Origin of the sequence: Kitasatospora sp. NPDC098652 (genome assembly GCF_044760155.1) — a bacterium.
In the GTDB taxonomy this organism is placed as follows: Bacteria; Actinomycetota; Actinomycetes; order Streptomycetales; family Streptomycetaceae; genus Kitasatospora.
The window spans coordinates 1-24,624 of the sequence record NZ_JBIWAQ010000018.1 but is presented as its reverse complement, the minus strand read 5'-3'; the positions used below and the strand labels follow the sequence as shown (position 1 = coordinate 24,624).

The following is a 24,624-nucleotide window of genomic DNA, read 5'->3' as shown; positions in this document are numbered from 1 at the left end:
TCCCGCGCCTTCCCGGCTCCCGGGGCCGTCAACCGCGCGCCTCCTGCGGATCCCCCCGGGGCCGGTCAACCCCCAGCCCCCCGTTCACCCGGTCAGGGGGGCTGGTGTGCGGGCCGGGGGGCGTGGGCCGTAGCGTCGTGGCGGCGGACGGTGACGGCCCGGGGAGGGCGGCAGGAGTGCAGGTCATGAGGGCTGGACGGGGCGGGCGGGCCGGAGCGGCCGGACGGGCGGGACGGGGCGCGGTGGCGGTGGCGCTGGCGGCGGTGGTGCTGGCGGCGTCGGCGTGCGGGGCTCCGCCCTCCGGGGCCGGACCGGACAGCGCCGACCTGGCCGGACGGGCGCCGCGCGCGGACGCGACCGGCGGGGTGGCGCCGGATCCGGACGGCCGTCCGGTGGCGCTGGTCTACCGGGGCCCGGCGGCCTGCGAGGGTTGCCCGGAGGCGGCGCACGACCTGCTGGAGCACGACGGCTACGCGGTGCGCTACATCGGGCCCGAGGAGGAGGTCCGCTTCGGCCCGGACGCGCTGTCCGGCGCGGCGCTGTACGTGCAGCCGGGCGGCACCAACGGGCAGGAGGTGTCCACCGCCTGGCGCCTGTTGCAGCGTGACCCGGGCTTCTCCCCGGAGCTGGTGCGCGCCTACGTGCGCGGCGGCGGGCACTACCTGGGGCTGTGCATGGGCGGCTACCTGGCCGGCCACGACCCCGGCTACGGCCTCCTGCCGGGCGACTCCGGGCAGTACATCGGCTCCCGGGGCGCCACCGTCACCGACGAGCAGGACCACCTGGTCGACGTCTCCTGGCGCGGGCAGCCGCGGCGGATGTACTTCCAGGACGGCCCGTACTTCGACGTGGAGGGCCCGGACGCGCGGGTGCTGGCCCGCTACACCAACGACCGGGCCGCGGCCGTGGTCGCCCCGTACGGCTCGGGCCGGGTGGCGGTCACCGGCCCGCACCCGGAGGCCCCGGCCGACTGGTACCGCGACTACGGCCTGCCGGACGAGTCGCCGACCGGCCTGGCCCTGGGCGAGGACCTGGTGCACACCCTGGTGGGCACGGAGCCGAAGTCCTGAACACGGAGCCGAAGTCCTGAACCGGGCCCCGGCCCCCACCCACCCCTGACGCACCCCCGAGCCGACCCCGACCCCGTCGGCCCGCCCCCGCGCGCACTAGTGCACCGGCCGGCACCCCCGGGGCCACCGCAGCAGCCGGGCAACCACCCCGCACCGGCCCCGGGCCAACCCTCGACCGACCCCGAGCCGACCCCGAAGCGCCCCTAGTGCACTAGTGCAGCAGCCCCAAATCACCACAGAACACGGCTTGTTGAGCGCCATGCGTACGCCGTACGGTTGCAGGCATGGAGAACACCGACATCCTCGTCTCCGGCGCCGGCATCGCCGGCCCCGCCCTCGCCCACTGGCTGCGCCGCCACGGCTTCCACTCCACCGTCGTCGAGCGGGCCCCCGCCCCGCGCCCCGGCGGGCAGGCCGTCGACCTGCGCGGCGCCGGACGCACCGTCATCGAGCGGATGGGCCTGATGGAGCGCGCCCGCGCGCTGTGCGTGGAGCAGCGCGGCATCGCCCTGGTCGACACCCGCGGCCGGCACACCGCCCGGATGCCCGTGGAGCTGTTCGGGGGCGAGGGCATCGTCTCCGAGCTGGAGATCCTGCGCGGCGACCTCGCCGAGCTGCTCCGGCAGGCCACCGACGGCGTCGAGTACCTGTACGGCGACACGGTCACCGCCCTGGCCGAGGACGCGGACGGCGTCACCGTCGACTTCGAGAACTCCCCCACCCGCCGCTTCCACCTGGTCGTCGGCGCCGACGGGCTGCACTCGGCGGTGCGCCGCCTGGCCTTCGGCGCGGAGCCGGAGCACTACCGCCCGCTCGGCGGGCACCACTGCTGGTTCACCGTCCACGACCCGGCGCTGGCCCGCGAGTTGGACCGCTGGTTCCTGATGTACAACGCCCCCGGCGGGCTGGTCGCCACCGCCCGGCCGGGCCGGCTGCCCGGGGAGGTCAAGGCCTCCCTGGCCTTCCGCTGCGGCCCGCTCGCCCTCGAGCGCGGCGACGCCGCCGCCCGGCGCCGCCTGGTCGCCGACCGCTTCGCCGGCGCCGGCTGGCGGGTGGAGCGCCTGGTCGCCGGGCTGGCCGCCGCCGACGACTTCGCCTTCGACTCCTTCGGCCAGATCCACCTGGAGCGCTACAGCCGCGGGCGCGTCGCGCTGCTCGGCGACGCCGGCTACAGCCCCAGCCCGCTCACCGGCCTGGGCACCAGCCTCGCCCTGGTCGGCGCCTACCTGCTGGCCGGTGAACTCGCCGCCGCGGCCGGTGACTTCACCGCCGCCTACACCCGCTACGAGGAGCTGATGCGCCCCTACGTGACCCGCGCCCAGGAGCTGCCGCCCGGCGGCGTCGGCGGCTACGCCCCCGACAGCGCCCTGATGATCCGCCTGCGCGCCGCCTCGATGCGCTGGATGGGCCGCTGGCCGCTGCGCGCCGTCCTGGCCGCCCAGTTCGCCAAGGCCGGCGACATCGCCCTGCCCGACTACCCACTGCCCGCCTACCCACTGCCCGACAACCCGCCGGCCGCCCACCCGCTGCCCGCCCGCACCACCTGAGGCGCGCCCCGGGCTTGCACCTCACGCGACGTCAGGAGGGATGCTCGTGCCATGCCCTCCGATGAACAGACCTGGAAGGTCGGCCCGCTCGCCGAGGCGAGCGGACTGACCGTACGCACCCTCCACCACTGGGACCACCTCGGCCTGCTCTCCCCCTCCCGGCGCACCGCCTCCGGCCACCGCGCCTACACCGAGCGGGACGTCGTGCGGCTCTACCAGATCCTCGCGCTGCGCCGCCTGGGCCTGGGCCTGGAGACCATCGCCACCTGCCTGGACGCCGGTGTGGACGCGCGGCGCCTGGTGCGCGAGCACCTGGCCGCCACCGAGGCCTCGCTGGCCGCGCTGCAGGAGCTGCGCGAGCGCCTGGACCACCTGGACGGCGAACTCGCCGCCGAACGCGAGCCCGGCACCGAGGACCTGCTGCGCCTGGTGCGGGCCACCGGCGCCACCCGGCCCGCCGCCGACGAGGCCCTGCGCCGCCACCTCGACGAGGACCAGCTGCACGCCCTCGCCGACCACGCCGCCGCCCTGGGCCCGGCCGCCCACTACCTGCTGGAGGTCGAGTGGCCCCAGCTCTACCGCCGGGCCGAGGCGCTGCGCGCCGCCGGCACCGATGCGGCCGACCCCCGGGTGCGGCGCATCGCCGCCCGCCTCGACGAGCTCTCCCGCCTGTTCAGCGGCGGCGACACCACGCTGTCCGCCGCCGTGCGCACCGCCTGGCGCAAGGACCCGGCCGCCCTGTCCGGCGACCCGGCCGCCCCGGCCGACGCCTGGGCCGACCTGCGCACCTTCCTGGACCGGGCCCGCGGGAGCGCCTCGTGATCCCCCGTCGGGCGCGGCTGCGCATCGCCCTGTCCAGCACCCTGCCCGTCCTGGCGGCGACTGTCCTGGTGCTGTTGCCGCTGTCCGTGGCGGGTCTGCTGCCCTGGTCGGTGCCGCCGGCCGTGCTGCTGGCCCAGGCGGTGCAGGCCTGGCTGGTCCTGCACCGCCTGGGCCGCCCCACGGGCGGGTCCTGAGCGCCGCTCGGGCCGACGGCTACGCGGCGCGCGGCTGGTTGAAGCGCAGCATGTTGCCGGCCGGGTCGCGGAAGGCGCAGTCGCGCACGCCGTAGGGCTGGTCCATCGGTTCCTGGAGGACCTCGGCGCCGGCGGCGCGGATGCGCTCGAAGGTGGCGTCGCAGTCGTCGGTGCGGAAGATGACGCCGCGCAGCAGCCCCTTGGCGAGGAGTTCGGCGGCGGCCCGGCGGTCGTCCTCGGAGGCGTGCGGGTCCGCCAGCGGCGGTTCCAGGACGATCTCCACCCCGGGCTGCTCGGGCGAGCCGACGGTGACCCAGCGCATGCCCTCGAAGCCGACGTCGTTGCGCACTTCGAAGCCGAGGACGTCGCGGTAGAAGGCGAGCGCCTTGTCGTGGTCGTCGACGGCGATGAAGCACTGTGCGAGTTCGATGCTCATGGGCCTCAAGTTACGGGAGCGGGGCCGCCCTTCGCCTCACATGCGGCGCCTCAGGTGCGGCGCCTCAGGTGCGGCGCACCGGGCGGGTGCGGATCTTGGCGATGCAGGCGGGGATCGGCTCGCCGTCGGCGTGGTCGCGGGCGCGGTAGGCGCTGGGGCTCTCGCCGACCAGTTCGGTGAAGCGGCTGCTGAACGAGCCCAGCGAGGTGCAGCCCACCGCCATGCACACGTCGGTGACGCTGAGGTCGCCGCGGCGCAGCAGCGCCTTGGCCCGTTCGATGCGGCGGGTCATGAGGTAGCTGTACGGGGTCTCGCCGTAGGCGGTGCGGAAGCTGCGGGAGAAGTGGCCGGGCGACATCAGCGCGGTGCCGGCCAGGGCGGGCACGTCCAGCGGCTGGTCGTACTCGCGGTCCATCCGGTCGCGGGCCCGGCGCAGCCGGACGAGGTCTTCGAGGGGTACGCGGGTGGGCACACCAGCCACCGTACCGGGCCGCTCGGACACTCTCCCCCGCCCGGCGGCGGCCCGCTCGCGCCCGCGGGCCGGGCGGTGGCGCTGGGCGGGGCCATGGAGCGTGGTGCCCGCCGCTGGAGCGGCGGGCACCGGCCCCCTCAGGGCGTGCGCGGGCCGCGGGCGAGCAGCGGGGCGGTGCCGTCGTGCGGCAGGACGACGAGGTAGCGCCAGGGGCCGTCCTCGGCCAGGGCCAGCGAGAGGGTGTGCGCGCCGAAGGCCGCAGCGGCGGGGGCGGCGCCCTCGGTCAGTTCGTCCAGGCCCGCGTGCGACACCAGGAAGTCCGCGGGGCCGTTGAGCCACCTGGGGACGGGCGCGCCGCGGCGCAGCGCGGCGAGCAGGTCCGTGCGCAGCGGCCCCTCGGCGGCGTCCAGGACCCGTTCGTGCAGGCGTTCCTGGACGCCGGGGCGGGACGGGGCGGTGGCGGCGAGGTGCTGGCAGCGCGGGCAGAAGCGGGCGCCGATGCGGATGCCGAACGGGTGGCGGTAGCGGGTGATGGTCCGTGGCTGCTCCTGGCACAGCGTCCGGTCGTCGCCGACCGCGGCGTGCTCCGGCTCGTCCGGTTCGCCCTGGACGGTGCAGGCCCCGAAGTGGGCGGGCTGCCGGGCGCCGGCGAAGGACCAGCCGGTGTGCGTGTCGGTGTTCATGCGCGGGACCCTCCCACGGCGGCCGGGGCGCGGGCATCCGCTTTTCGTGGCACCCGGCCCCGGCCCCCCGGCCCCCCCGGCTGCGACTGCCGGCAGCGGCGATCTAGGGTGGCGCCATGATCTCCTCTCCGATATCCGGCCCCGTATCCGACCCGATATCCGACCCTGCCGAGGCGCTGCGGGTGCTGTTGGAGGGCAATGCCCGTTTCGTCGGGGGCAGCCCCGAGCACCCCAACCAGGACGCCGGGCGGCGGGCCGCGCTGGCGCCGGCGCAGAAGCCCTTCGCGGTGCTGTTCGGCTGTTCGGACTCCCGGCTGGCCGCCGAGATCATCTTCGACCGGGGCCTGGGTGACCTGTTCGTGGTGCGCACCGCCGGTCATGTGACCGGTGCGGAGGCGCTGGGCAGCATCGAGTACGGGGTGGCGGTGCTGGAGTGCCCGCTGGTGGTGGTGCTCGGGCACGACTCCTGCGGCGCGGTGGCGGCGGCGCTGGACTCCCTGGAGCAGGGCAGGCTGCCCGGCGGGTTCGTGCGGGACGTGGTGGAGCGGGTGACGCCGAGCGTGCTGTCGGCGAGGGCGGCGGGCATCGAGGACCCGGACGCGATCGTGGACGAGCACATCCGCCAGACGGTGGACCTGCTGCTGGAGCGCTCGCAGCTGCTGGCCGCCAAGGTCGCCGAGGGGCGGGCCGCGGTGGTGGGCCTGTCGTACCGGCTGACCGACGGCCAGGCCCGTACGGTCGCCGTCCGCGGCCTGGGCTGACCGTCCGCGTCCTGGGCTGACCTCCGGCGCGCAGGCGCGGCGGGTACGGAACGCCGTGTCCGATCCCCGCCAGCGCCGGGGCGCGGGCGGGGGCAGAGTCGGTGGCCGGTCGCGGACCGTCCGGTCCGGGCCACCGACTCACCCGAGGCGAGGACGGCTCTTCCCGTGCACAAGGTCACCGATCTCAAGGTCCTGTACTTCGGCACCCCCGTGGTGCTGATCGGCTCGCGCAACGAGGACGGGAGCGCCAACCTGGCGCCGATGTCCTCGGCCTGGTGGCTGGGCCAGTCCTGCGTGCTGGGCCTGGGCAACAGCTCCCAGACGTCGATCAACCTGCGGCGCGAGGGCGAGTGCGTGCTCAACCTGCCCTCGGCGGCGCAGGTCGACGCCGTCGACGCGCTGGCGCTGCTGACCGCCAACCCGCGGATCTCCGAGTACCGGCTCGCGCAGGGCTACCGGCACGAGCGGAACAAGTTCGCCGCCGCGGGGCTGACCGAGCTGCCCGGCGAGCTGGTGGGGGCGCCGCGGGCCGCCGAGTGCCCGGTGCAGCTGGAGTGCCGGCTGGAGGAGGCCAGGGCGCTGGCGGGCAACCCGGGGTGCACCGCCTTCGAGGTGTCGGTGGTGCGCGCGCACGTGGACGAGCGGCTGATCGTGCCGGGCAGCGACCACTACGTGGACCCGGTCGGCTGGGACCCGCTGATCATGAAGTTCTGCGAGTTCTTCGGCGAGGGCCGGCGCCTGACGCCCTCGCGGCTGGCGGAGGGCTGGCGGATGCCGGGCAGGCTGCCGGCCGCGGTGTGACGGCGGCCCGACGGCGGCGGTTCAGCGGGCGCGGTTCAGCGGTGGGTGAAGAAGCGGCCGATCGCGCCCGCGAACCCGCGGAAGCGGAGCATGAGCAGCAGCACGACGGGCACCAGCGCCTGTGTGCCTGCGGTCACCGGCAGGCCCGCGCACGCGAACAGGACGGCGCCCGCCACCGGGAGCAGGAACGCGGCCAGGACCAGCGCCCAGGCCGCGTTCTCCCAAGGACGGGGGCGGCGGCCCCCGCTCTTCAGCAGCACGGCGAAGAAGAGCAGGACGGTCGCGCCCCATTCCACCGGTGCGAGCACCAGGCCGAGCAGCGCGTCCAGGGCCCAGCGGGTCACGCGGTCCTCGCCCCGCAGGAGTCGCACACCCGGGTCGCGGGCAGTTCCAGGAAGCAGTTCGGGCAGATCGCCGGCGGGCGCGGGGCGGTGGCGGTAACCGCGGCGGCGGTCTTCGCGGTGGCGGTCTTCCTGCGGGTCACCGTGGTGGTCAGGCGCGGGGCCAGGGCGGGGATGCCGCCGTCGGCGGGCAGGTCGGCGCCGAAGTGCCGGTAGCAGGCGAGGCGGGCGGCGGCGGCGTGCTGTTCGCGGTCCATCTCGTCCAGGATGGGCGGCTGCCCGGCGACCTCCAGGACGTCCTGGTAGGCGGCCCCGACCATGCCGTCGGCGGCGTGCACGACCAGGGAGGTCAGCGGCGGGTCGCCGCGCCGGTGGGCCTCGCGCACCACCAGGGCCAGCACCTTGCCGATCCAGTGCCGCTGGTTGACGCTGGTGCGCACCCCGGAGGCCTGCTGGACGGCCTCGGCCAGCTCGGCGTAGGTGATCACCGCGTGGTAGCGGCCTGCCACGTCCACCAGGGCCGGGTAGGCCGCCCTGGTCCACACGATGTGCGCCTGGCTGACGGCGACGGGCGTGCCGTCCGCCTCCCGCCAGTAGCCGCGCTGCTGCTGCGTCATCCCGTCCGCCCCTCGTCCCCTCGCGCCTGTCGGCCCCCGCCGGGAGCGAGGCTACCCCGCTGCGGTGTCCGGTTTCCTGCCGGGGGCGCGGCCGGGGCGCTTGACTTCAAGTGCTGTTGAAGTCGTCCAATGGGTGCCGACCGCAGCCGTACGGGCTTTCGCGGTCGATGCCCCGCCCGTACGGGAACGGACCGGGGCCGGGGCCGCCTTCCTTCGATCGTGCCGTTGGCGGCCCCGGCCCTCGTCACCGCCCGGCCCTCGTCACCGTTCCGGTCCTCGTCACCGTTCCGGTCCTCGTGCGGCGTCGTGCCCCGCGGGTTCAGCGCCGCGGCCGGAGGCCGTCCAGGGTGAGGTCGAGCAGGCGCTCGGCCTGCTGCCGGTGCTCGGCGCCCGCCGAGGTGAGGGCGATGCCCTCCAGGGCGGCGGCGAGGTCGGTGGGCCGGATGTCGGTGCGGATCACGCCGGCGGCCGCGCAGGCGTCCATGAGCGTGGCGACGGCGTTCCGGATCATCTCCCGGCTGCCGCCGTAGGGGTTGGCCCCGGTGGCGGCGATGGCGCGCAGGGCGTCGATCATGCCGTACTTGGCGGTGACGTAGTCCAGGAACAGGCGGGTCCAGGCGCGCAGGGCCCGCTCGGGCGGGTGCCGCGCGAGCAGGGCGGGGGCGGCCTCGCACAGCTGGACCACCTCGTTGCGGTAGACCGCCTCGATCAGGGCCTCCCGGGTGGGGAAGTTGCGGTACAGGGTGGCGCTGCCCACGCCCGCCTCCTTGGCGATGCGTTCCAGGTGGGCGTCCGGTCCTTGTTCCCCGAACACGCGCGCGGCGGCGGTGAGGATCTTCTCCCGGTTGCGCCGCGCGTCGGCCCGCAGCGGCCGGGGTGCTCCGTCGGTCATCGGTGCTCGCCGTCCTCGTTCCTCGGTGGTCTTCGTCCGTCGGCGGTCTTCCCGCTTGATAAACGGAGGCGGCCCCACTTAGCCTGAGGGAAGCGGGGGCGCCTCCGTTTTCACTGTAGGGCAGTGCGCCCACCGCGTACGCACCGGGGAGAGGGAGAGGCTCATGACGGGCATCCAGGGCAAGGTCATCGCGATCACGGGCGCCAGCAGCGGCATCGGGGAGGCGACCGCGCACCACCTCGCCGAGCGGGGCGCCCGCCTCGTGCTCGGGGCCCGGCGCCGGGAGCGGCTGGAGGCCGTCGTGGCGGCCGTCACCGCCCGGGGCGCGGCCGCCACCGGCGTCGTCGTCGACGTCACGCGCCGCGAGGACCTGCGGCGCCTGACCGACACGGCCCTGGACCGGTACGGCCGGCTCGACGTGCTGGTCTCCAACGCGGGCACGATGGCCGTCTCGCCGTTCGACGAGCTGCGCCAGGACGACTGGGACGCCATGGTCGCCACCCACGTCACCGGCCTGCTCAACGGCATCGGGGCGGCCCTGCCGGTCTTCCGCCGCCAGGGCGGCGGCCAGTTCGTCAACGTCGGCTCCACCGCGGCCCACGTCGTCAGGCCTCCGCAGGGGGTCTACGCGGCCACCAAGGCGGCGGTGAAGGTGCTCACCGAGGGCCTGCGCCAGGAGGCGGGGCCCGACCTGCGCGTCACCCTCGTCTCCCCCGGCTTCACCCACACCGAGGGCGTCGGCAAGGGGGCCGGCCCCGAGGTCGCGGCCGCGCTGGTGCGCCGGCGCGACGAGATCGCCATGCCGCCCTCCGCCGTGGCCTCGGCCATCGGCTACGCCGTCGCGCAGCCGGACGGCGTCGACGTCAGCGAGATCGTCGTACGCCCCACCGCCCAGGACTGAGCCCCGCCCAGGACCGAGCCCCGCGCACCCGGGCCCGCACCGGCACCGGCACGGGCCCGGGCACGGACACCGGCACCGGCACGGGCGCACCGGACCGACAGGCGCCGCCTTCGCCATGGCCGTGGACACGGCGTTCCTCTCCCGGGTCCGGGCGCAGCGCAGGCGGTGCGGCCGCGGGGGGATCCGTGGCCGCACCGCCGGTGCGCGGGCTGGTCCGTGCGGGCTACCGCGCGGCGGCCCGGCGGCGGCCGCGGGCGGCGCGGCGCCCGGCCGGCGGGGTGGCGTCGGCGTTCCAGGCGGCGACCGGGTTGCCCAGCCAGCGGGTGGCGGCGGGGACGTTCTCGCCGCGCATCACCAGGGAGGCCGGGCCGACCGTGGTGTCGTCGCCGAGGGAGGAGTTGAGCAGCACGATCGAGTGCGGCCCGGTGGTGGAGCCGGCGCCCAGGTGGACGGGGCCCAGCCGCATCACCCGGTCGTGGAACAGGTGGGTCTGCAGCACGGTGCCGCGGTTGACGCTGGCGCCCGCCCCGACGGTGACCAGGTCGCTCTCGGGCAGCCAGTGGGTCTCGCACCACGCCCCGCGTCCGATCCTCGCGCCGAGGCTGCGCAGCCACAGGTTGAGGTAGGGGGTGCCGGTCATGGCGGCGCCGCCGAAGGGCATGGCGAGTTCCTCGACGAAGGTGTCGTAGAGCTCGTTGCGCCATACGAAGGAGGACCACAGCGGGTGCTCGGACACCCGGAAGCGTCCGACCAGCAGCCACTTGGCGAGGGTGGTGACCGCGCACGCGGCCGCGGCGGCGGCCACCAGTACCAGGCCGGCCGCGGCGGCGGCGGTGCCCAGGCCGTAGTCGTCGCGCAGCGCCTGGAGGGCGGCGAAGACCAGGTCGGCCAGGATCGCGGCGACGACGACCGGCAGCAGGCGGCAGACCTCGACGCCGGCCCGGGCCCACATCAGGCGCCTGGGCGGGTTGTAGGTGCGGTCCTCGCCGCCGGCGGCGGCCACCCGGGGCAGGGCGAAGGCGGGCCGGCCCAGCCAGGAGGAGCCCTCGGGGGCGTGGGCGGGGGTGTCGGAGAGCACGCCGACCAGGGAGTTGTCGGGCAGTGAGCGGCCGGGGCCGACGATGCCGGAGTTGCCGACGAAGGAGCGGCGTCCGACGTGGGAGCGGCCCAGGTGCAGCCAGCCCCCGCGCAGCTCGTAGGGGGCGACGAGGGTGTCGTCGGCGAGGAAGGCGCCGTCGTCGACCCGCATCAGGGCGGGCAGGGCGAGCACGGTGGAGGCCTCCACCCGGCGGCCGATCTTCGCGCCGAGCAGGCGCAGCCACACCGGGGTGAGGAGGCCGGCGTAGAAGGGGAACAGGGTGCGCCGGGCGCCGTCGCCGAGGTGGGAGACCGCCCAGGCGCAGAACGCGACGCCGCCGGTGGCCGGGTGGAAGCCCGGGCGCAGCGGGAGGGAGAGCAGGCGGATCAGGAGGGCTATCAGCGCGGCGTGGCACAGGAGGGTCAGGACGGCCAGTGGCACGGTCAGCGGCAGCAGCTGGAGCAGGGCGGCGGGCAGGGTGCGGTCGTGGTCGACCAGCGGGTAGAGGATGGACAGCGCGGGCAGGGCGGCCAGGACGGGCAGGAGGCCGAAGACGGCGAAGGCGGCGCCGTAGGCGGGCTTCCAGGCGCGCGAGCGCTTGGCGGGGTGGGCCGGCCAGGGGGTGGGGGCCTCGGTGCAGGGGCGGGCCGGGGAGCCGTGCCAGTGCTCGCCGGGCGGGACGGCGGCGGTGACGCAGGAGCCGGGGGCGATCTGGGCGCCGGCGCCGATGCGGGCGCCGGGCATCACGGTGGCGCGGTGGCCGACGGCGGCGCCCTCGCCGATGTCGAGGTGGCCGAGCTGGAGGGTGTCGCCGTCGAGCCACCAGCCGGCGATGTCGACCTCGGGTTCGAGGCTGGCGCCGTTGCCGATCCGGGCCAGGCCGGTGACCGGGGGCGCGGTGTGCAGGTGGACGTCGCGGCCGACGCGGCAGCCGAGCATCCGGGCGTAGCGCACGGCCCAGGGGGTGCCGGCGAGGTTGCCGGTGCCGAACATGGCGGTGTAGCGCTCGGCGGCCCACAGTCGCAGGTGGACGTGGCCGCCGCGGGGGTGGCTGCCGGGGCGGATGCCGGCGGTGATCAGGCGGGCGCCGGCGGCGGCGAGCAGGGTGCGGCCGGGGGCGGTGAAGAAGAGGAGCGCGCCGGCGGCCACGGGCCACCAGGAGCTGTGCGGGGCCCAGGGGAGGCCGGGGCCCATGAGGTTGTCGGCGGCGATCAGGACGATGATCCAGCGCAGGCCGGAGAGGCCGAACATGGCGAGCAGCATCAGGGTCTGCCAGAGGGCGGCGCTGCGCGGGGTGGGGCGCACCGGTGTGCGGGGCGTGGTGGTGGTCGCGGCGGCTTCCGGCCCGGCCGCGGCCGCCTGGGCCCGCGGGGCCGGGGCGAGGGAGTCGAGGTAGCCGGCGAGGTCGCCGAGTACCGGGTGGGCGTAGAGGTCGGCGACGGAGACGCCGCTGTGGCGGGTGCGCAGTTCGGAGACCAGGCGGGCGGCGGTGAGGCTGGAGCCGCCGAGGGCGAAGAAGTCGTCGCCGCCGGCGGGGGCCGTGCCGAGCAGGCGCTCCCACTGGGCGGCGAGCCAGCCGGCGGTGCCGTCCAGGGGCTGGGCGGGGCCGCCGCCGCCGGTGGTGGTGCCGGTGGTGGGCAGGGGCCAGGGCAGGGCGTTCCGGTCGACCTTGCCGGAGGTCTTGGTGGGCAGGGAGTCGACCAGGGCCAGGACGGGCACCAGGGGGGCGGGCAGGCGTTCGAGCAGGTGCTGGCGGGCGGTGGCCAGGTCGGGGGTGGTGCCGGGTCGGGCGACCAGGTAGCCGACCAGCAGGTCGGCGCCGGCGGGGGTCTTGCGGACGGCGGCGGCGGCCGCGCGGATGCCGGGCAGGGCCTGGAGGGCGGCGTCGATCTCGCCGAGTTCGATGCGGCGGCCGCCGAGTTTGATCTGGTCGTCGGCGCGGCCGAGGAAGACCAGGCCCTCGGGGTCGTTGCGGACCAGGTCGCCGCTGCGGTAGACGCGGGGGGAGGCGATGGCGGGGTGGGGGCTGTACTTCTCGGCGTCCTTGGCGGGGTCGAGGTAGCGGGCGGTGCCGATGCCGCTGATCAGGAGTTCGCCGCTCTCGTACCAGGGCACGGGGTGGCCGTTGGGGTCGACGACGGCGATCTCCCAGCCGTCCAGGGGTGCGCCGATGCGTACCGGCTGGCCGGGGAGCAGGCGGGCGGCGGTGGCGACGACGGTGGTCTCGGTGGGGCCGTAGGTGTTCCAGAACTCGCGGCCGGGCACGGCCAGGCGCTCCACCAGTTCGGCCGGGCAGGCCTCGCCGCCGACGATGATCAGGCGGACCTGGTCCAGGCACTCCTGGGGCCACAGGGCGAGCAGGGTGGGGACGGTGGAGATCGCGGTGATGCGGCGCTGGAGGAGCCAGGGGCCGAGGTCGGTGCCGGCCTTGACCAGGGAGCGGGGGGCGGGCACGAGGCAGGCGCCGTGGCGCCAGGCCAGCCACATCTCCTCGCAGGAGGCGTCGAAGGCCACCGACAGGCCCGCGAGGACGCGGTCGCCGGGGCCCAGCGGCTGGTGGCGCAGGAAGATCCGGGCCTCGGCGTCGACGAAGGCGGCGGCGCTGCGGTGGGTGACGGCGACGCCCTTGGGGCGGCCGGTGGTGCCGGAGGTGAAGATGATCCAGGCGTCGTCGGCGGGGGTGGGCCAGGCGGGGCGGCCCGAGGGCCGGGCGGTGGGGCCGGCGAACAGGCGGCGTTGGGCGCCGACGACGGCGCAGACCCGGGCGTCCTGCCAGATCATCTCGGCGCGCTCGTCGGGGTCGTCGGCGTCCACCGGGACGTAGGCGGCGCCGCAGCGCAGCACGGCGAGGATGGCGACGTACAGGTCGGCGGTGCCGGAGGGGATGCGCACGCCCACCCGGTCGCCGGTGCCGATGCCGTGGCCGGCCAGGACGCCGGCGAGGGCGTCGACCTCCTGCATCAGGGTGCTGTAGTCGAGGACGGTGTCGCCGGTGTCCAGGGCGGGCGCGTGCGGGTGCGCGTCGGCCGTGGCGGCGATGACGTCCAGGAGGCTTCGGGGGTGGGCGGGCTGGGCCACCGGCCAGCCCGCCGCCTGCCCGGGGTGGGGGCGGTGCAGCGTGGCTGGGCCGGCCGTGTCGTGCCGTGCGTCCATGGGGTGGTTTTCCTCGGCTCCGTATTCCTGGGAGGGCGCGCATCGCCTGCTACGTGCGGTGACGTCCGGGTCACCCGGTGGGAGGCGCCCACTCACCATGACTCCGCTGGGAGTCGGCTGGATGCAGCGCAGGCGCGGTCAAAGGGAATTCTCATCATCGATGCCGTTTCCTCAGGCACCGATACGAATCGAATGTCATTTCGAGGTTTTTCGAGCGTTTTCGATGGTGAAGGCTAGTCGGCGGACACCGGAGGGGCGTGACGACGGAGGGAAGAGTGATGAACACCATGGCGACCGGAACGGTACAGGTAGTGAGGGGTCGACTACCGAATCGGGGGGTTTCGGTCGGATTCTCGACCTGTGCACGTCATTCTCGTGTGGGTGCGGGCGGCTGCCGCCGTCCCTTTCCGTGCGGATGTCTCCTGTGAATTCGGTGTGCGCCGCAACCGGCGGCCGCGGCGGCGGTGGCCGGGGCGGCGGCCGGGACCGGCTCCTGTGGTACGCGGCGTACGGGTCCAACCTGCACGCCGCCCGCTTCTCCTGCTACCTCTGCGGCGGCCGTCCGGACGGCGCGGCCCGCACCTGCCCGGGCTGCCGCGACCGGCGCCCGCCGCGCGCCAGCGCCGCCCTGACCCTGCCCGGCACGGTGTACTTCGCCGGGCACTCGGCCACCTGGGGCGGCGCCACCGCCTTCTACGACCCCGCCGCGCCCGGACGGGTGCCCTGCCGCGCCTACCTCGTCACGGCCGGCCAGTTCGGCGACGTCGCCGCCCAGGAGATACACCGCCGCCCCGGCACCGACCTCGACCTCACCCGGGTCCTGGCCACCGGACGCGACCGGCTCGGCCCCGGCCGCTACGAGACCCTCCTGCACGTGGGAGCACTTCGGGGGCGCCCGGTGCTCACCCTCACCTCCCCCACCGGCCTGGCCGGCGCCACCTGCGCCGCCCCCTCCCCCGCCTACCTGCGCACCCTGGCCGCCGGCCTCGCCGAATCCCACACCTGGGGCCCCTGGCGCACCGCCGGCTACCTCGCCACCCGCCCCGGCGCCGCCGGCCACTGGCCGGTGCCGGCGGTCGCGGCGCTGCTGGACTGAACAAGCGGCACCGCCCCGCCGGGCCGGCCAGGGGCGGCCAGGGGTGCAACAGGCCTGCGCTGAAAGGGCGTTGACGCCTCAGGCACCGACGGGGTCAGGCGCCGGGCGTCGGGGGGCGGATGCCGAGCCACTGCTCGGCATCCCAGGCCCGGTAGCGCTCCAGCTCGGTGAAGCCCAGCCTGGCCGCGAGCCGCATCGAGGCGGTGTTGGCGCTCTGGGTGGCCAGCACCACCGGCTCGCCGGGCAGCACGCCGGCGAGCCAGGCCAGGGCCGCCGTGCACGCCTCGGCGGCGTAGCCGGCCCCCCAGGCCCGGGGCAGGAACAGGTAGCCGAGGTCGAGAGCGCCGGCGGCGGCCGGGCGGTGGTGGCCGCTCGCCCTCCGGAGCAGGACCAGGCCGACCATCGCCCCGTCGAGTTCGGCGACGAAGGTCCCGGGCCGGTCCTCGGGCGCCCCGGGCAGCTCGCGCTCGACCTCCTCGCGCGGCCGGGCCCCGCCGAGGTAGGTGTGCACCTCGGGCGAGGAGAGCAGGTCGACGAACGCCGCGCGGTCGCCCTCCCGGCTCCCGCGCAGCACGAGGCGCTCGGTGCGGATCGGCACGGGCGGCCAGACCGCCGCCCCCAGGTCCAGGTCTTCCATCCGCGCACCCTACAAGGGCCCGCCGCAGGCCAGTTGAGGCAGGCCTGCCGTCACAGCCGGCCCCAGGCCACGAAGGCCGCCAGCAGCAGGTAGAGCGCGTCCACCGCCACCAGCGGGTACTCCCGGCGCCGCAGGCGCACCGCCGCCGCGCCGGCCATCATCAGCACCAGGCCGAGCGCGGCCAGCGGCACCAGCACCGGCGCGACGTGCAGCAGCGCGGGCAGCACCAGGCCCAAGGCGGCCAGGACCTCGAGGGCGCCGATCGCCCGCACCCCCGCCGCGCTGAAATCCTCGACCCAGCGGCCGCTGCGCCCGGCGGCGGCGATCCGCTCCTTGGGCACCAGCACCTTGAAGGCGCCGCCGAGCAGGTAGGCGGCGGCCAGCAGGGCGGTGACGGTCCACAGGGCAGGGTTCATGGTGTTCGTTCTCCTCGGTACGTTGTCCGCTGCTGCCCTCTGGGACAGGGCGGCCGGGCGGCCTGTGACAGCCGCCCGCGGTGACGCGCGCCACCCCGGGGCCGGGGCGGCGCCGGGACGGGACGGAGTGGCCATGGCAGCAGCGGCGGGCGCGACGGAGGCGGCGGGGTACCGGCCGCTGCTGTTCTCCATCGCCTACGGCATGACGGGTTCGGTGGGCGACGCCGAGGACCTCGTCCAGGACACCTTCCTCAACCTGACCCGCGCCCAGCGGGCGGGCACCACCGTCACCAACCTCAAGGCGTACCTGACCACGTCGGTCACCCGCCTGGGCATCAACCACCTCGGCTCGGCGCGGGTGCGGCGCGAGTCCTACGTCGGCGAGTGGCTGCCCGAGCCGGTCGTCGCCTTCGCCGAGCGCCCCGGCGACGCCCCGGCCGAGCACGCCGAACTGGCCGACTCGCTGTCGATGGCCCTGCTGCTGATGCTGGAGGCCCTCTCCCCCGTGGAGCGGGCGGTGTTCCTGCTGCGCGAGGCCTTCGGCTACGGCTACCCGGAGGTCGCGGAGCTGACCGGCAAGTCGGAGGCGAACTGCCGTCAGATCCTGGCCCGGGCCCGCAAGCGCCTGGCCGCGGGCGACGCCCAGGCCCCGGCACCCACGGCCCGCCGGGCGGAGGGCGACGAACTGGCGCGCCGCTTCTTCGCGGTGGCCGCCGGCGGGGACCTGACCCAACTCCTCGACCTGCTCGCCCCCGACGTGGTCTTCCACGGCGACGGCGGCGGCAAGGCGCAGTCGGTCGGCAGGTCGGTCGCCGGCCAGGAGCGCGTCGCCCAGCTGCTCGCCTTCGGCTTCGGCCGCAGCCGCGAACTCGGCATCACCCTGCACCCGGCACTGGTCAACGGCCGCCCGGGCGCCGTCTCCTACGACCCGCAGGGGCGCGTGACCTCCGTCCTGGAACTGCACATCGTCGACGGCGCGATCCGGGCGCTGCACTCCGTGTCCAACCCCGACAAGCTCGGCCACCTCGGCGAGGTCTCCGACCTCGGCCTGCGGCGGGTGCGGGAACGCCAGGGCGCGTCCGACAACGCCCCAGGCCTACGAATCCCGTTCGGGTGAACCACCGCGCCCCGGCGTAGGGGTGGGGCCGGGCGGGGGTAACCCCGTCACCGGGAGTCGCGAAGGCCCGTACCGGTGCGGGCCTTCGCGGCTGCCTCCCCGGCCCCCGCCGTGAGCGCCCGGCGACGACGCACGCGCCCCCGCCTCGGCCGCACCCTCCCACGGGTGCAGGCCGCAGGGCGGCCCCGCCCGGTCACGGCGCACCGCCGCATTCCCGATCGCGTGCCGCCGACCGCGCCGGGCGCAACGGAAGGGGCCGCAGCCCCCTGCCCTGCCCGGCCCCCGGCCCGGCCCGGCCCGCGAAAACAGTAGCCATGGACATAGTAGCCATGTACAGTATCCGTCATGAGCGAAGCAGCCGAGAGCGCCACCGCCGGATTCCTGGTCTGGCGCCTGTCCATGAAATGGCGGGCCGCCATCGACCGGGCCCTGGCGCCGCTGGGCCTGACCCACGCCCAGTACGCGCTGCTGGGCTCGCTGTACGGCCTGGCGCGCACCGGGCAGCGCCCCAGCCAGCGCCAACTCGCCGACCACACCGGCCTGGAGGCCCTCTACGTCTCCAAGCTCGCCCGCGCCCTGGAGGCCGCCGCACTGGTCGAGCGCACCCGGGACCCGAAGGACCCGCGCGCGATGCGGCTCTCGCTCACCGACCAGGGCCGCGAGGTCACCGGGTGCGCGATCACCGTCGTCCAGGGCCTGCTGGAGCAGCTGCTGGAACCGCTGGGCGGCCAACACAGCCCGCGCACCCGGGAGTTCACCCGCGAGCTGACGGCCCTGCTCGACGTACCGCTGGACCCGCACACCGACGACAACGAGGAGCAGCCCCAGCCATGACCACCACCACCGCAACCACCACCGCAACCACCACCGCCACCGCCCCCGTGGCCGCCCCCGCGCTCAACCCCCGCTCCATCGCCCTGGCCCACTACGCCGCCCGCGCCCTCCTGGAGGGCGTCCTGGCCCGCCACGGCGCCACCTTCGAGCAGAGCGTGACGCTGCGCGCCGTCACCGCCGCGGGCGGGTCGGTCGGGGCCGGCGAACTCGTCGCCGAGGTCACCGGCGCGCTCAAGGCCCCGGAGGCGGCGGTGCGCGCCGTCGTCGGCGAGCTGACGGCGGCCGCCCTGCTGGCCGAGCGTCCGGACGGGAGCCTCGAACTCACCACGGCCGGGCGCGAGTTGTACGAGCGCGCCGGCGCCGAGACGGCCGGGATCTCGGCCCGCCTGTACGCGGGCATCCCGGACGCGGACCTGGCCGCCGCCGGACGGGCGCTGGCCCTGATCACCGAGCGCGCGAACGCCGAACTGGCCCGCCAGGCCGGGTGAGCAGCGGCCACGCACCCCCGGCCGCCGGAGACTGATCCGTCCACCGGTGGGAGAGTGTGGCCGTGGAGACTACCGACCGACCGCTGACGGCGAACGTGATCGCGGCCCTGACGTACTGGCCCGGCGTCATCTGGGGTGGCCAGAAGCATCCCCCGGACCCGGTGGACGTGACCGTCCTACCGCCGTTCTTCAACGGGCTGCTGCGGGACCTTCCGTGGTGGAACCGCGACTGGAGGGTCGACCGCGTCGAGCCGGGAACTCCCGTGGAGACCGGGGACCACCGCTGCGATCCCGCCGTGAGGTTCGCCGAGGTGTCGGTCCCGGGGACGGTCGTCTCCGGCGACGGCGAGAGCCTGCCGTTCGTCGCGAAGGTCGGGTTCACGGGCGACCGGCTGGTCCGCTTCCAGGCCAAGGTCGGTGACGTGGTGATCGGCCCGGCCCTCTCCCCTGCCGGGCGGCCGGAGCCGCATCCGTTCGGGCGGGTGCTCACCGGGTTGATGGAACTGCGCGGGATCCCGGTCAGGGACGTGGCCAGGGGCGCCGGACTGTCGATGTCCACCGTCCGGATGCTCCGCCGCGGGCACAACCCGGACCTGCCGCTGGTCCGCCTGATCGCCGAGGCCCTGGACATGTCCGAGGCGGACCTCCGGGTCATCGCCGGGCTCGACGACGGCGGTTCCCGGTAGCCGACGGTAAGGCGGTTCGAGGGACGGGCGGCCGGGGCCACGGATCCGCAACTACGCAACCCGGTCACTCGACGAAGTAGCTGGCCCCGGAGGCCGTGGCGGACTCCCCCGGCCCCACCTCCAGCGTCACCGGGCCCCGGCAGTCCGCGGCGGAGTGCACCAGGACCGTCGAGCTCGTGAGGTTCTCCACGGCGACCGGCGAGGTGGCCGGGTAGCAGCCGCGCTGCGGGTTCTCGTGGGGCACGCCGTTCACCACCAGGAGCCCGATGGCGGCCTGGGCGGGGACGGCGAGGGCGAGCGTCCCGGCGGAGGCCAGCAGGACGAGGGCGAAGAACCGGCGACGCATGGAGCGATCCTCTCGTTTCGGGCCCGGCGCCGTCGGGCGGCGCCGGTGCGCAGGATCCTCCCGGCGCCGGGGCGGATACGGCAATCGCCCGAACCGGCGACGCAACAGGGCCGGTTGAGCGCCCCCGTTGATCCCTCGGAAGTCCACGCGGCCTCGAGCGGGCTGCCGTCGTACGTCCTGCGGTAGGGCCCGGCGTCGTGTTCGTCGCAGGCCGGGACACAGGTGGCTGCTTGACGATGCCGGCGCAGGGAACGTCGCGCCGCACGACCTGGTCCCGGGGTATGACTCCGGTACCCCACGGGGGCTACGAACGACGCCGGAAGGTTTGCCTCCACGGGTTGATTCGACGCGCGGCCGCGGACCCTAGGTTCGAGCCCATGAAACGCAATCGCCGTATCAGCGCCGTCGCGGCGCTGACGCTCGCCGCCCTCGTCACCGGAACCGGCGCCGGGTTCGCCGCCACGACGACCACACCGTCGGCCTCACCGTCGGCCTCACGGTCGGTCACACCGCCGGCCACGCACGCGTTCAACACCGCACCGGCCACGGCCACCGCGCCCACGCCGGCCTTCCACGGCACGCTCCCCGCGCCGACCGGCCCCTACGCCGCCGGCGAGGAGGTCATCCACCTCACCGACACGAGCCGCCTTGACCCGTGGGTGCCGTCGTCGGGCCCGCGCCAACTGACCGTCACGATGGTCTACCCGGCCGTCCCCGGGACCGGGGCCCCGGCCCCGTACATGACCCTCGCCGAGGCAGCCGGAGTCCTCCAGCGCCGGAAGCTGCCGGCGAGCTCCGGCGTCACCCCGCAGACCCTTTCCGGCGTCACCACCCACGCCTTCGACGGCGCCCGGCCGCAGGGCGGCAAGCATCCGCTGGTCGTCCTCTCACCCGCCTACGAGAACCCGCGCATGACGCTCACCTCGCTCGCGACCGACCTGGCCAGTCACGGCTACGTCGTCGCGCTGGTCGGCGACACCTTCGGGGACAGCGGCGAGACGCTGGCGGACGGCCGGACGCCGCCCTGCGCGATCTGCGACGACCCGGCGCTCGACTTCGACGCCGTCGCCGCCAACCGCGCGCGGGACGCGTCCTTCGTGATCGACCGGTTGACGCACGGCAACACCGCGTGGCGCCTGGCACACCTCATCGACAAGCACGAGATCGGCATGGCCGGACACTCCATCGGCGGAGCGGCGGCCGCCGCCACGATGATCGCCGACCCGCGCGTACGGGCCGGAGTGAACATGGACGGCTCCTTCCACCCGGACCCGCTGCCCGGCCAGATCGACCGGCCGTTCCTCATGCTGGGTGCGGCCGCCTCCAACGACTCGGCCGGCGGCGAGTGGGAGCAGCCCTGGGCCGCCCTCGGCGGCTACAAGAAGTGGCTGACGTTCACCGGCGCCGACCACTTCAGTTTCAGCGACCTGGACCTGCTTATGGAGGAGGCCGGGTTCCCGACGCCGCCCCTCTCCCCGGAACGCGGGGTGGCGCTCACGCGTGAGTACGTGACGGCGTTCTTCGACCGGACGCTGCAGGGGATCCACCGTCCGCTGCTGGACGGCCCCTCGCCGGACAATCCGGAAGTGCTCTTCCAGCACTAGGTGTACTGACCACGGAGGTTGGTGACAGGGCTCACGGCGTGGTGATCTTGAAATGAGTGAGGGCCTTCTGGCTCGGTGTGGATTGCGACATCTGCACCTACAGCCAGAAAGGCCCTCATGCCACACCGTAACGCACCGCTGACCGAGACCGGACGCCTGCGCCTGGCCCGCTGCGTGGTGGAGGACGGCTGGCCGCTGCCCGAACCCGCCACGGTGCCGACCGGCGTGACCACCGCGACCTTCGCGGGTGTCAACGGCAGCGGCACGGCCGACTGGGCGCGGCGCAACATCAACGTCCACCGCGAGTACGGTCAGGACTGCACGAACTTCGTCTCCAAGGCGCTGTACTACGGTGGCGGAATGCAATTCCGCCAGGGCAACCGAACCAGGGACTACGCCTGGTGGGACAAGGGCTACCTCTTCTTCAAGCCCTTCAAGAGCTACACCTGGTCCGCCGCGCAGAACCTCTACACCCACCTGACCGGCTACCGGCAGACCCAGGCCATCATGGGCGCGCACTCCGCGAAGCCCGGCGACCTCGTGTTCTTCAAGTGGGTCGGCGAGTCCCGGATCGACCACGCCGCCGTCGTGGTCAGCTACGGCCGCAAGATGGAGCTGCGCCAGCACGGCCTGGTCGACCAGACCACGCTGTACGACGCGCTGGCCCGCCAGCGCCGCGCCGGCAAGCCGGTCGAGCGGTTCTGGATCGTCCGTCCGCTGGGTACGTCCTGATGGCCGGCCGCTGGAAGACGTCGACCATCGTCGCCGTCGGCGCCGTGGCCGTCGCCGTCTCGGCGGTGGGGATCGCCACCTGGCAGCTCTCCGCGGGAAGCGACTCGCTCCGCTACGCCGACGACTACGCGCAGCACGAACCGCTGCGCGTGACCGGCTACCCGTCCGCCGGCAGCCTGCGGCTGACGCAGGAGGTCGTGTGGCGGCTCGCCGACGGGTCGCGGGGCAAGCTGGCGGCCATGGCCACCTCCGACGGGTCGGCCGCCGAGGCGAACACCACGGCGGCCAACTGGGTGACCACCTTTCACGAGGGGGCGACGGGACCGGTGACCGCGGAGTTCCACGGCGAGGCATCGGAGCGGCAGACCGTGGTGCTGTACTTCGAGCGCACCCGGCAGGTCAAACAGATCAACCTGCGCCTGGACGGGAACGCCGGAGAGGACGGCTGGAAGGTCTCGATGCGGGAGACCGACCCTCAGGAGGCCGCCGCCCCGCCCACCTGGGCACCGGCAACCCCCGGCGGAACCCTTCCCCCGCCCACCAGACCATGACGCCGCTCGCACGGTGAACGGCGGTCGGGGGGGGGGGGCCCCCGGGGGGGGGGCGCCCCCCCCCCGCGGGGGGCGCCGGGGGGGGGGGGCGCCCGCCGCGCCCCCCCCGCGGCGGCGCGGGGGGCCCCCCCCGCCCCCCCCCCCCGGCGGCCCCCCCCCCCCCCCCCCCCCCCCCCCCCGGCGGGGGGGGGGGGGGCCCCCCCCCGGGGCGGCCCCCCCCCCCCCGACCGCCGTTTCGGCGGCACTGGCTCCGGTACCGCGGGACGCTCAGCGATCGCGTCGAGCGGTGCCCACGCGTTCGACTCCTCCCTGTCGGGCAGTGCAGAGATCACGCCGACCGGTGCCCGAATGTGACACGAGATTGTCGGGGACTTCGCCGCACTCAAGGCCGAGGCCGACCGCGAGCACGCGGGCTAGTGCCGCGTCAGGCAGTGTTTGCCCCGTTGTTCATGACGATCACTCGCCACCTGCTGAAAGGTGTGATCTTTAGAAGTTCTTCTGTGCCGGCCCGGCTTGTGCGGGATGATGCGGGCCAGGCGCGGCAGTCGGCAGGTAGGGACGAGTCAGCAGAGCCGCGCCGCGGACCTTGTGCGGCTCAGGTCCGGATCCCGTCCACGCCGCGGGCCGCGGGCCGCGAACTGCCCACGATCCGCGGCGCTGCACGAGTAGCCGCGCGCCGGCAGCCCCCTCAGAGCCGCATGAGCCCGGCGGCGGTCGGCCGGAATCCGCACTGACCGTAGAAGGACTCCAGGTGCGGCTCGTAGTCGACGTGCAGCCACTCGGCACCGCTCGCCTTCGCCTCGTCGGCGGCCGCCCTCACCAGCCGCACCCCGAGCCCCTGCCGGCGTTCATCCGGGTGCACGGTCGTGTCCAGGATGAAGGCGTGCGCGCCGCCGTCGCCGACGACGTTCACGAATCCGACCAGCCGGTCACCTCGACGCGCCGCGATCCAGGTCAGACTGCGGGACAGCACCGGTGCGAAGGAGGTCGGCCGGTGGGCCGGCCACGACGCGCCGAACAACTCGTTGAGTTCGGCATCCGTCAGGTCAGGACACACGACCAACACCTCGTCGCCGGCCTGCGACGCATCACTGATCACCATGCACAGCAGCCTGCCATGCGCGCCCACGGCTGTGATCACCCCCTCCACGAACCTCCGGGGAGCAGCACTGGTCGAGCGCCGCGCGGGGGCCCACCGCCGGTTCGAGCAGCGACAGGGTGCGCTGCTGCGCGTCGAGGCCGGCGCGGATGCCCACCGGCAGCGGCAGGTTCGGGCCGGCGTGCCCGACGTCGACGTTGCCCAGGACCGGGATGTCACGATCGCCGAGGACGTCGAGGACGATCTCGCGCAGGGTCGGGGAGGTGCCGGGCTCCAGTCCGCCGATCTCGCGTGGAACGCCCACGACCATGCCGGAGATCCGGTCGAGGATGCCGCTGTGCCGCATCACCTGCAGGTAGCTCCACACGTACGATGCCAGGCCGCCCATCTCCTCCCAGAACAGCACCGCGCCGTCGAAGCGTTCGAGCGGCAGCGCGAAGGGCGTCGCCTGCGCCAGCACGATGCGGTTGATCACCCCGCCGATCAGCGGCCCCTCGGCACGACCGGGACGCCAGCACTCCCAGGACGGGCTCGCGGGCAGCGCGCCGATCGCCCCGGTACCGGTCAGCAGCCTGGTGTAGAGCTCCTCGAGTTCTGCTTGGCGTGCCGCTGGCGCGTACGGCCAGTGCCCGCCGAAGCCGGGGACGGCCATGTCGGCGTGGAAGCCGACCAGGCCCGTGCGCGCATGGAGCACCAGGTGCAGCAGCGAGATGTCGCTGTAGCCGAGGATCGGCTTGGGGTCGGCCCTGACCGCCTCGACGTCGATCAGGTCGAGGTAGCCGAGCGCCGTCTGGCCGCCGTCACTGGCGACGATCGCGCGTACCTCGGGATCACGCAGAAGAGCGTTGAGCTCCCCGGCGATCTCGGCCGGCGTGGCCGCGCTCCACCAGTGGCGCCGTCCTGCTTCGAGCAGCGGAGCCCGCCGCACGCGGAACCCCATCCGCTCGAACACCTCCACCGTCCGCTCGACGTTGGGCTCGTAAGCGGCCGGCAGCGGGCCGGACAGCGCGGCGATGACGACGAGGTCCCCGGGCGCCAGGGCGCGCGGCCGCAGCAGTGGGGGCGGGGGCGTGGAGGCGGTCATGGCGCCAGTGTCGCCGCTGCCACGGCCCGGGTCACCCGAGTTATTTCCGCCGCCGTGGGGCGTGTCGGGCACGCCCCTAGGGCGTGTCTGACAATTCGCGTCGGATCAGCGCGCGGCGTTGGGGTGCGTGCATCGCAAGGCGGAGGAGGGAGTCCATGCGGAGCAT

At 75.1% G+C, this 24,624-nt stretch carries 27 protein-coding genes; 15 read left to right on the top strand and 12 right to left on the bottom strand.

Features of this window, described 5'->3' with window-relative positions; all coding sequences use genetic code 11:
- Positions 1–185 precede the first annotated feature (185 nt).
- From ACIQWA_RS30280 to ACIQWA_RS30265, 4 genes are all read left to right on the top strand, one after another.
- Positions 186–1,070: a BPL-N domain-containing protein gene (locus ACIQWA_RS30280; RefSeq protein WP_402487883.1), complete on the top strand. Its 885-nt coding sequence runs from the start codon at positions 186–188 to the stop codon at positions 1,068–1,070.
- A gap of 284 nt (positions 1,071–1,354) precedes the next feature.
- Positions 1,355–2,617 (top strand): FAD-dependent monooxygenase, encoded by a 1,263-nt coding sequence (locus ACIQWA_RS30275; protein WP_402487881.1) that lies wholly within the window; start codon positions 1,355–1,357, stop codon positions 2,615–2,617.
- Between the two features lie 51 nt (positions 2,618–2,668).
- Positions 2,669–3,439 (top strand): MerR family transcriptional regulator, encoded by a 771-nt coding sequence (locus tag ACIQWA_RS30270; RefSeq protein WP_402487880.1) that lies wholly within the window; start codon positions 2,669–2,671, stop codon positions 3,437–3,439.
- On the top strand, positions 3,436–3,633 hold the full coding sequence (locus ACIQWA_RS30265) for a hypothetical protein (RefSeq protein ID WP_402487878.1): 198 nt from the start codon (positions 3,436–3,438) through the stop codon (positions 3,631–3,633). The genes ACIQWA_RS30270 and ACIQWA_RS30265 overlap by 4 nt, the downstream gene beginning before the upstream one ends.
- Positions 3,634–3,652: 19 nt before the next feature.
- Here ACIQWA_RS30265 and ACIQWA_RS30260 read toward each other — a convergent pair whose 3' ends face one another.
- From ACIQWA_RS30260 to ACIQWA_RS30250, 3 genes are all read right to left on the bottom strand, one after another.
- Positions 3,653–4,069 carry a VOC family protein gene (locus tag ACIQWA_RS30260; RefSeq protein WP_350509502.1) on the bottom strand — a complete coding sequence of 139 codons (417 nt, stop codon included), beginning with the start codon at positions 4,067–4,069 and terminating at the stop codon, positions 3,653–3,655.
- 64 nt (positions 4,070–4,133) lie between these two features.
- Positions 4,134–4,484 (bottom strand): helix-turn-helix transcriptional regulator, encoded by a 351-nt coding sequence (locus ACIQWA_RS30255; protein WP_360232389.1) that lies wholly within the window; start codon positions 4,482–4,484, stop codon positions 4,134–4,136.
- A 194-nt stretch (positions 4,485–4,678) separates the two neighbouring features.
- A complete protein-coding gene (locus tag ACIQWA_RS30250) occupies positions 4,679–5,224 on the bottom strand; it encodes a hypothetical protein (protein ID WP_402487876.1) in 546 nt (181 codons plus the stop codon).
- 116 nt (positions 5,225–5,340) lie between these two features.
- Between ACIQWA_RS30250 and ACIQWA_RS30245 the strand changes: the two genes are divergently transcribed.
- Positions 5,341–5,985 (top strand): carbonic anhydrase, encoded by a 645-nt coding sequence (locus ACIQWA_RS30245; RefSeq protein WP_402487874.1) that lies wholly within the window; start codon positions 5,341–5,343, stop codon positions 5,983–5,985.
- Between the two features lie 165 nt (positions 5,986–6,150).
- Positions 6,151–6,786 (top strand): flavin reductase family protein, encoded by a 636-nt coding sequence (locus ACIQWA_RS30240; RefSeq protein WP_402487872.1) that lies wholly within the window; start codon positions 6,151–6,153, stop codon positions 6,784–6,786.
- A gap of 35 nt (positions 6,787–6,821) precedes the next feature.
- Here the strand turns inward: ACIQWA_RS30240 and ACIQWA_RS30235 are convergent, their stop codons facing one another.
- The 3 genes from ACIQWA_RS30235 to ACIQWA_RS30225 form a co-directional block, all read right to left on the bottom strand.
- A complete protein-coding gene (locus ACIQWA_RS30235; protein WP_402487871.1) occupies positions 6,822–7,130 on the bottom strand; it encodes a hypothetical protein in 309 nt (102 codons plus the stop codon).
- On the bottom strand, positions 7,127–7,744 hold the full coding sequence (locus ACIQWA_RS30230) for a hypothetical protein (protein WP_402487869.1): 618 nt from the start codon (positions 7,742–7,744) through the stop codon (positions 7,127–7,129). Before ACIQWA_RS30230 ends, ACIQWA_RS30235 begins: the two co-directional genes overlap by 4 nt.
- Positions 7,745–8,063: 319 nt before the next feature.
- A complete protein-coding gene (locus ACIQWA_RS30225; protein ID WP_402487867.1) occupies positions 8,064–8,636 on the bottom strand; it encodes a TetR/AcrR family transcriptional regulator in 573 nt (190 codons plus the stop codon).
- Between the two features lie 163 nt (positions 8,637–8,799).
- Here ACIQWA_RS30225 and ACIQWA_RS30220 point away from each other — a divergent pair, with 163 nt between their 5' ends.
- Positions 8,800–9,537, top strand: a complete 738-nt coding sequence (locus ACIQWA_RS30220) for an SDR family oxidoreductase (RefSeq protein ID WP_360232235.1) — start codon at positions 8,800–8,802, stop codon at positions 9,535–9,537.
- Between the two features lie 223 nt (positions 9,538–9,760).
- Here the strand turns inward: ACIQWA_RS30220 and ACIQWA_RS30215 are convergent, their stop codons facing one another.
- Positions 9,761–13,768, bottom strand: coding sequence for a Pls/PosA family non-ribosomal peptide synthetase (locus ACIQWA_RS30215; protein WP_402487865.1), 4,008 nt, complete (start codon positions 13,766–13,768; stop codon positions 9,761–9,763).
- A 433-nt stretch (positions 13,769–14,201) separates the two neighbouring features.
- Between ACIQWA_RS30215 and ACIQWA_RS30210 the strand changes: the two genes are divergently transcribed.
- On the top strand, positions 14,202–14,864 hold the full coding sequence (locus ACIQWA_RS30210) for a histone deacetylase (RefSeq protein WP_402487863.1): 663 nt from the start codon (positions 14,202–14,204) through the stop codon (positions 14,862–14,864).
- Between the two features lie 94 nt (positions 14,865–14,958).
- Here ACIQWA_RS30210 and ACIQWA_RS30205 read toward each other — a convergent pair whose 3' ends face one another.
- A complete protein-coding gene (locus ACIQWA_RS30205; RefSeq protein ID WP_402487861.1) occupies positions 14,959–15,501 on the bottom strand; it encodes a GNAT family N-acetyltransferase in 543 nt (180 codons plus the stop codon).
- A gap of 50 nt (positions 15,502–15,551) precedes the next feature.
- Entirely contained in the window at positions 15,552–15,917 is a 366-nt protein-coding gene (locus tag ACIQWA_RS30200) for a DoxX family protein (protein ID WP_402487859.1), read from the bottom strand.
- A gap of 133 nt (positions 15,918–16,050) precedes the next feature.
- Between ACIQWA_RS30200 and sigJ the strand changes: the two genes are divergently transcribed.
- The 4 genes from sigJ to ACIQWA_RS30180 all read left to right on the top strand — a co-directional run bounded on the left by sigJ (position 16,051) and on the right by ACIQWA_RS30180 (position 19,042).
- Positions 16,051–17,034: an RNA polymerase sigma factor SigJ gene (gene sigJ / locus ACIQWA_RS30195; RefSeq protein ID WP_402487856.1), complete on the top strand. Its 984-nt coding sequence runs from the start codon at positions 16,051–16,053 to the stop codon at positions 17,032–17,034.
- 345 nt (positions 17,035–17,379) lie between these two features.
- Positions 17,380–17,868, top strand: coding sequence for a MarR family winged helix-turn-helix transcriptional regulator (locus ACIQWA_RS30190; RefSeq protein WP_402487855.1), 489 nt, complete (start codon positions 17,380–17,382; stop codon positions 17,866–17,868).
- Positions 17,865–18,356, top strand: coding sequence for a MarR family transcriptional regulator (locus ACIQWA_RS30185; RefSeq protein WP_402487853.1), 492 nt, complete (start codon positions 17,865–17,867; stop codon positions 18,354–18,356). The genes ACIQWA_RS30190 and ACIQWA_RS30185 overlap by 4 nt, the downstream gene beginning before the upstream one ends.
- A gap of 62 nt (positions 18,357–18,418) precedes the next feature.
- The gene (locus ACIQWA_RS30180; RefSeq protein ID WP_402487851.1) at positions 18,419–19,042 is read left to right on the top strand and encodes a helix-turn-helix domain-containing protein; all 624 of its coding nucleotides are present in this window, start codon (positions 18,419–18,421) and stop codon (positions 19,040–19,042) included.
- 64 nt (positions 19,043–19,106) lie between these two features.
- Here ACIQWA_RS30180 and ACIQWA_RS30175 read toward each other — a convergent pair whose 3' ends face one another.
- The gene (locus tag ACIQWA_RS30175; RefSeq protein WP_402487849.1) at positions 19,107–19,388 is read right to left on the bottom strand and encodes a hypothetical protein; all 282 of its coding nucleotides are present in this window, start codon (positions 19,386–19,388) and stop codon (positions 19,107–19,109) included.
- 377 nt (positions 19,389–19,765) lie between these two features.
- On the opposite strand from ACIQWA_RS30175, the gene ACIQWA_RS30170 reads away from it, so the two are divergent.
- The 3 genes from ACIQWA_RS30170 to ACIQWA_RS30160 all read left to right on the top strand — a co-directional run bounded on the left by ACIQWA_RS30170 (position 19,766) and on the right by ACIQWA_RS30160 (position 22,275).
- A complete protein-coding gene (locus tag ACIQWA_RS30170) occupies positions 19,766–20,992 on the top strand; it encodes an alpha/beta hydrolase family protein (protein WP_402487847.1) in 1,227 nt (408 codons plus the stop codon).
- Between the two features lie 117 nt (positions 20,993–21,109).
- Entirely contained in the window at positions 21,110–21,724 is a 615-nt protein-coding gene (locus ACIQWA_RS30165) for an amidase domain-containing protein (protein ID WP_402487845.1), read from the top strand.
- On the top strand, positions 21,724–22,275 hold the full coding sequence (locus ACIQWA_RS30160) for a hypothetical protein (protein WP_402487844.1): 552 nt from the start codon (positions 21,724–21,726) through the stop codon (positions 22,273–22,275). Before ACIQWA_RS30165 ends, ACIQWA_RS30160 begins: the two co-directional genes overlap by 1 nt.
- Before the next feature lie 688 nt (positions 22,276–22,963).
- Here ACIQWA_RS30160 and ACIQWA_RS30155 read toward each other — a convergent pair.
- A complete protein-coding gene (locus tag ACIQWA_RS30155) occupies positions 22,964–23,377 on the bottom strand; it encodes a GNAT family N-acetyltransferase (protein WP_402488004.1) in 414 nt (137 codons plus the stop codon).
- Complete coding sequence (locus tag ACIQWA_RS30150) at positions 23,364–24,458, bottom strand: LD-carboxypeptidase (protein ID WP_402487842.1); 1,095 nt, start codon at positions 24,456–24,458, stop codon at positions 23,364–23,366. Before ACIQWA_RS30150 ends, ACIQWA_RS30155 begins: the two co-directional genes overlap by 14 nt.
- Positions 24,459–24,624: the final 166 nt, after the last annotated feature.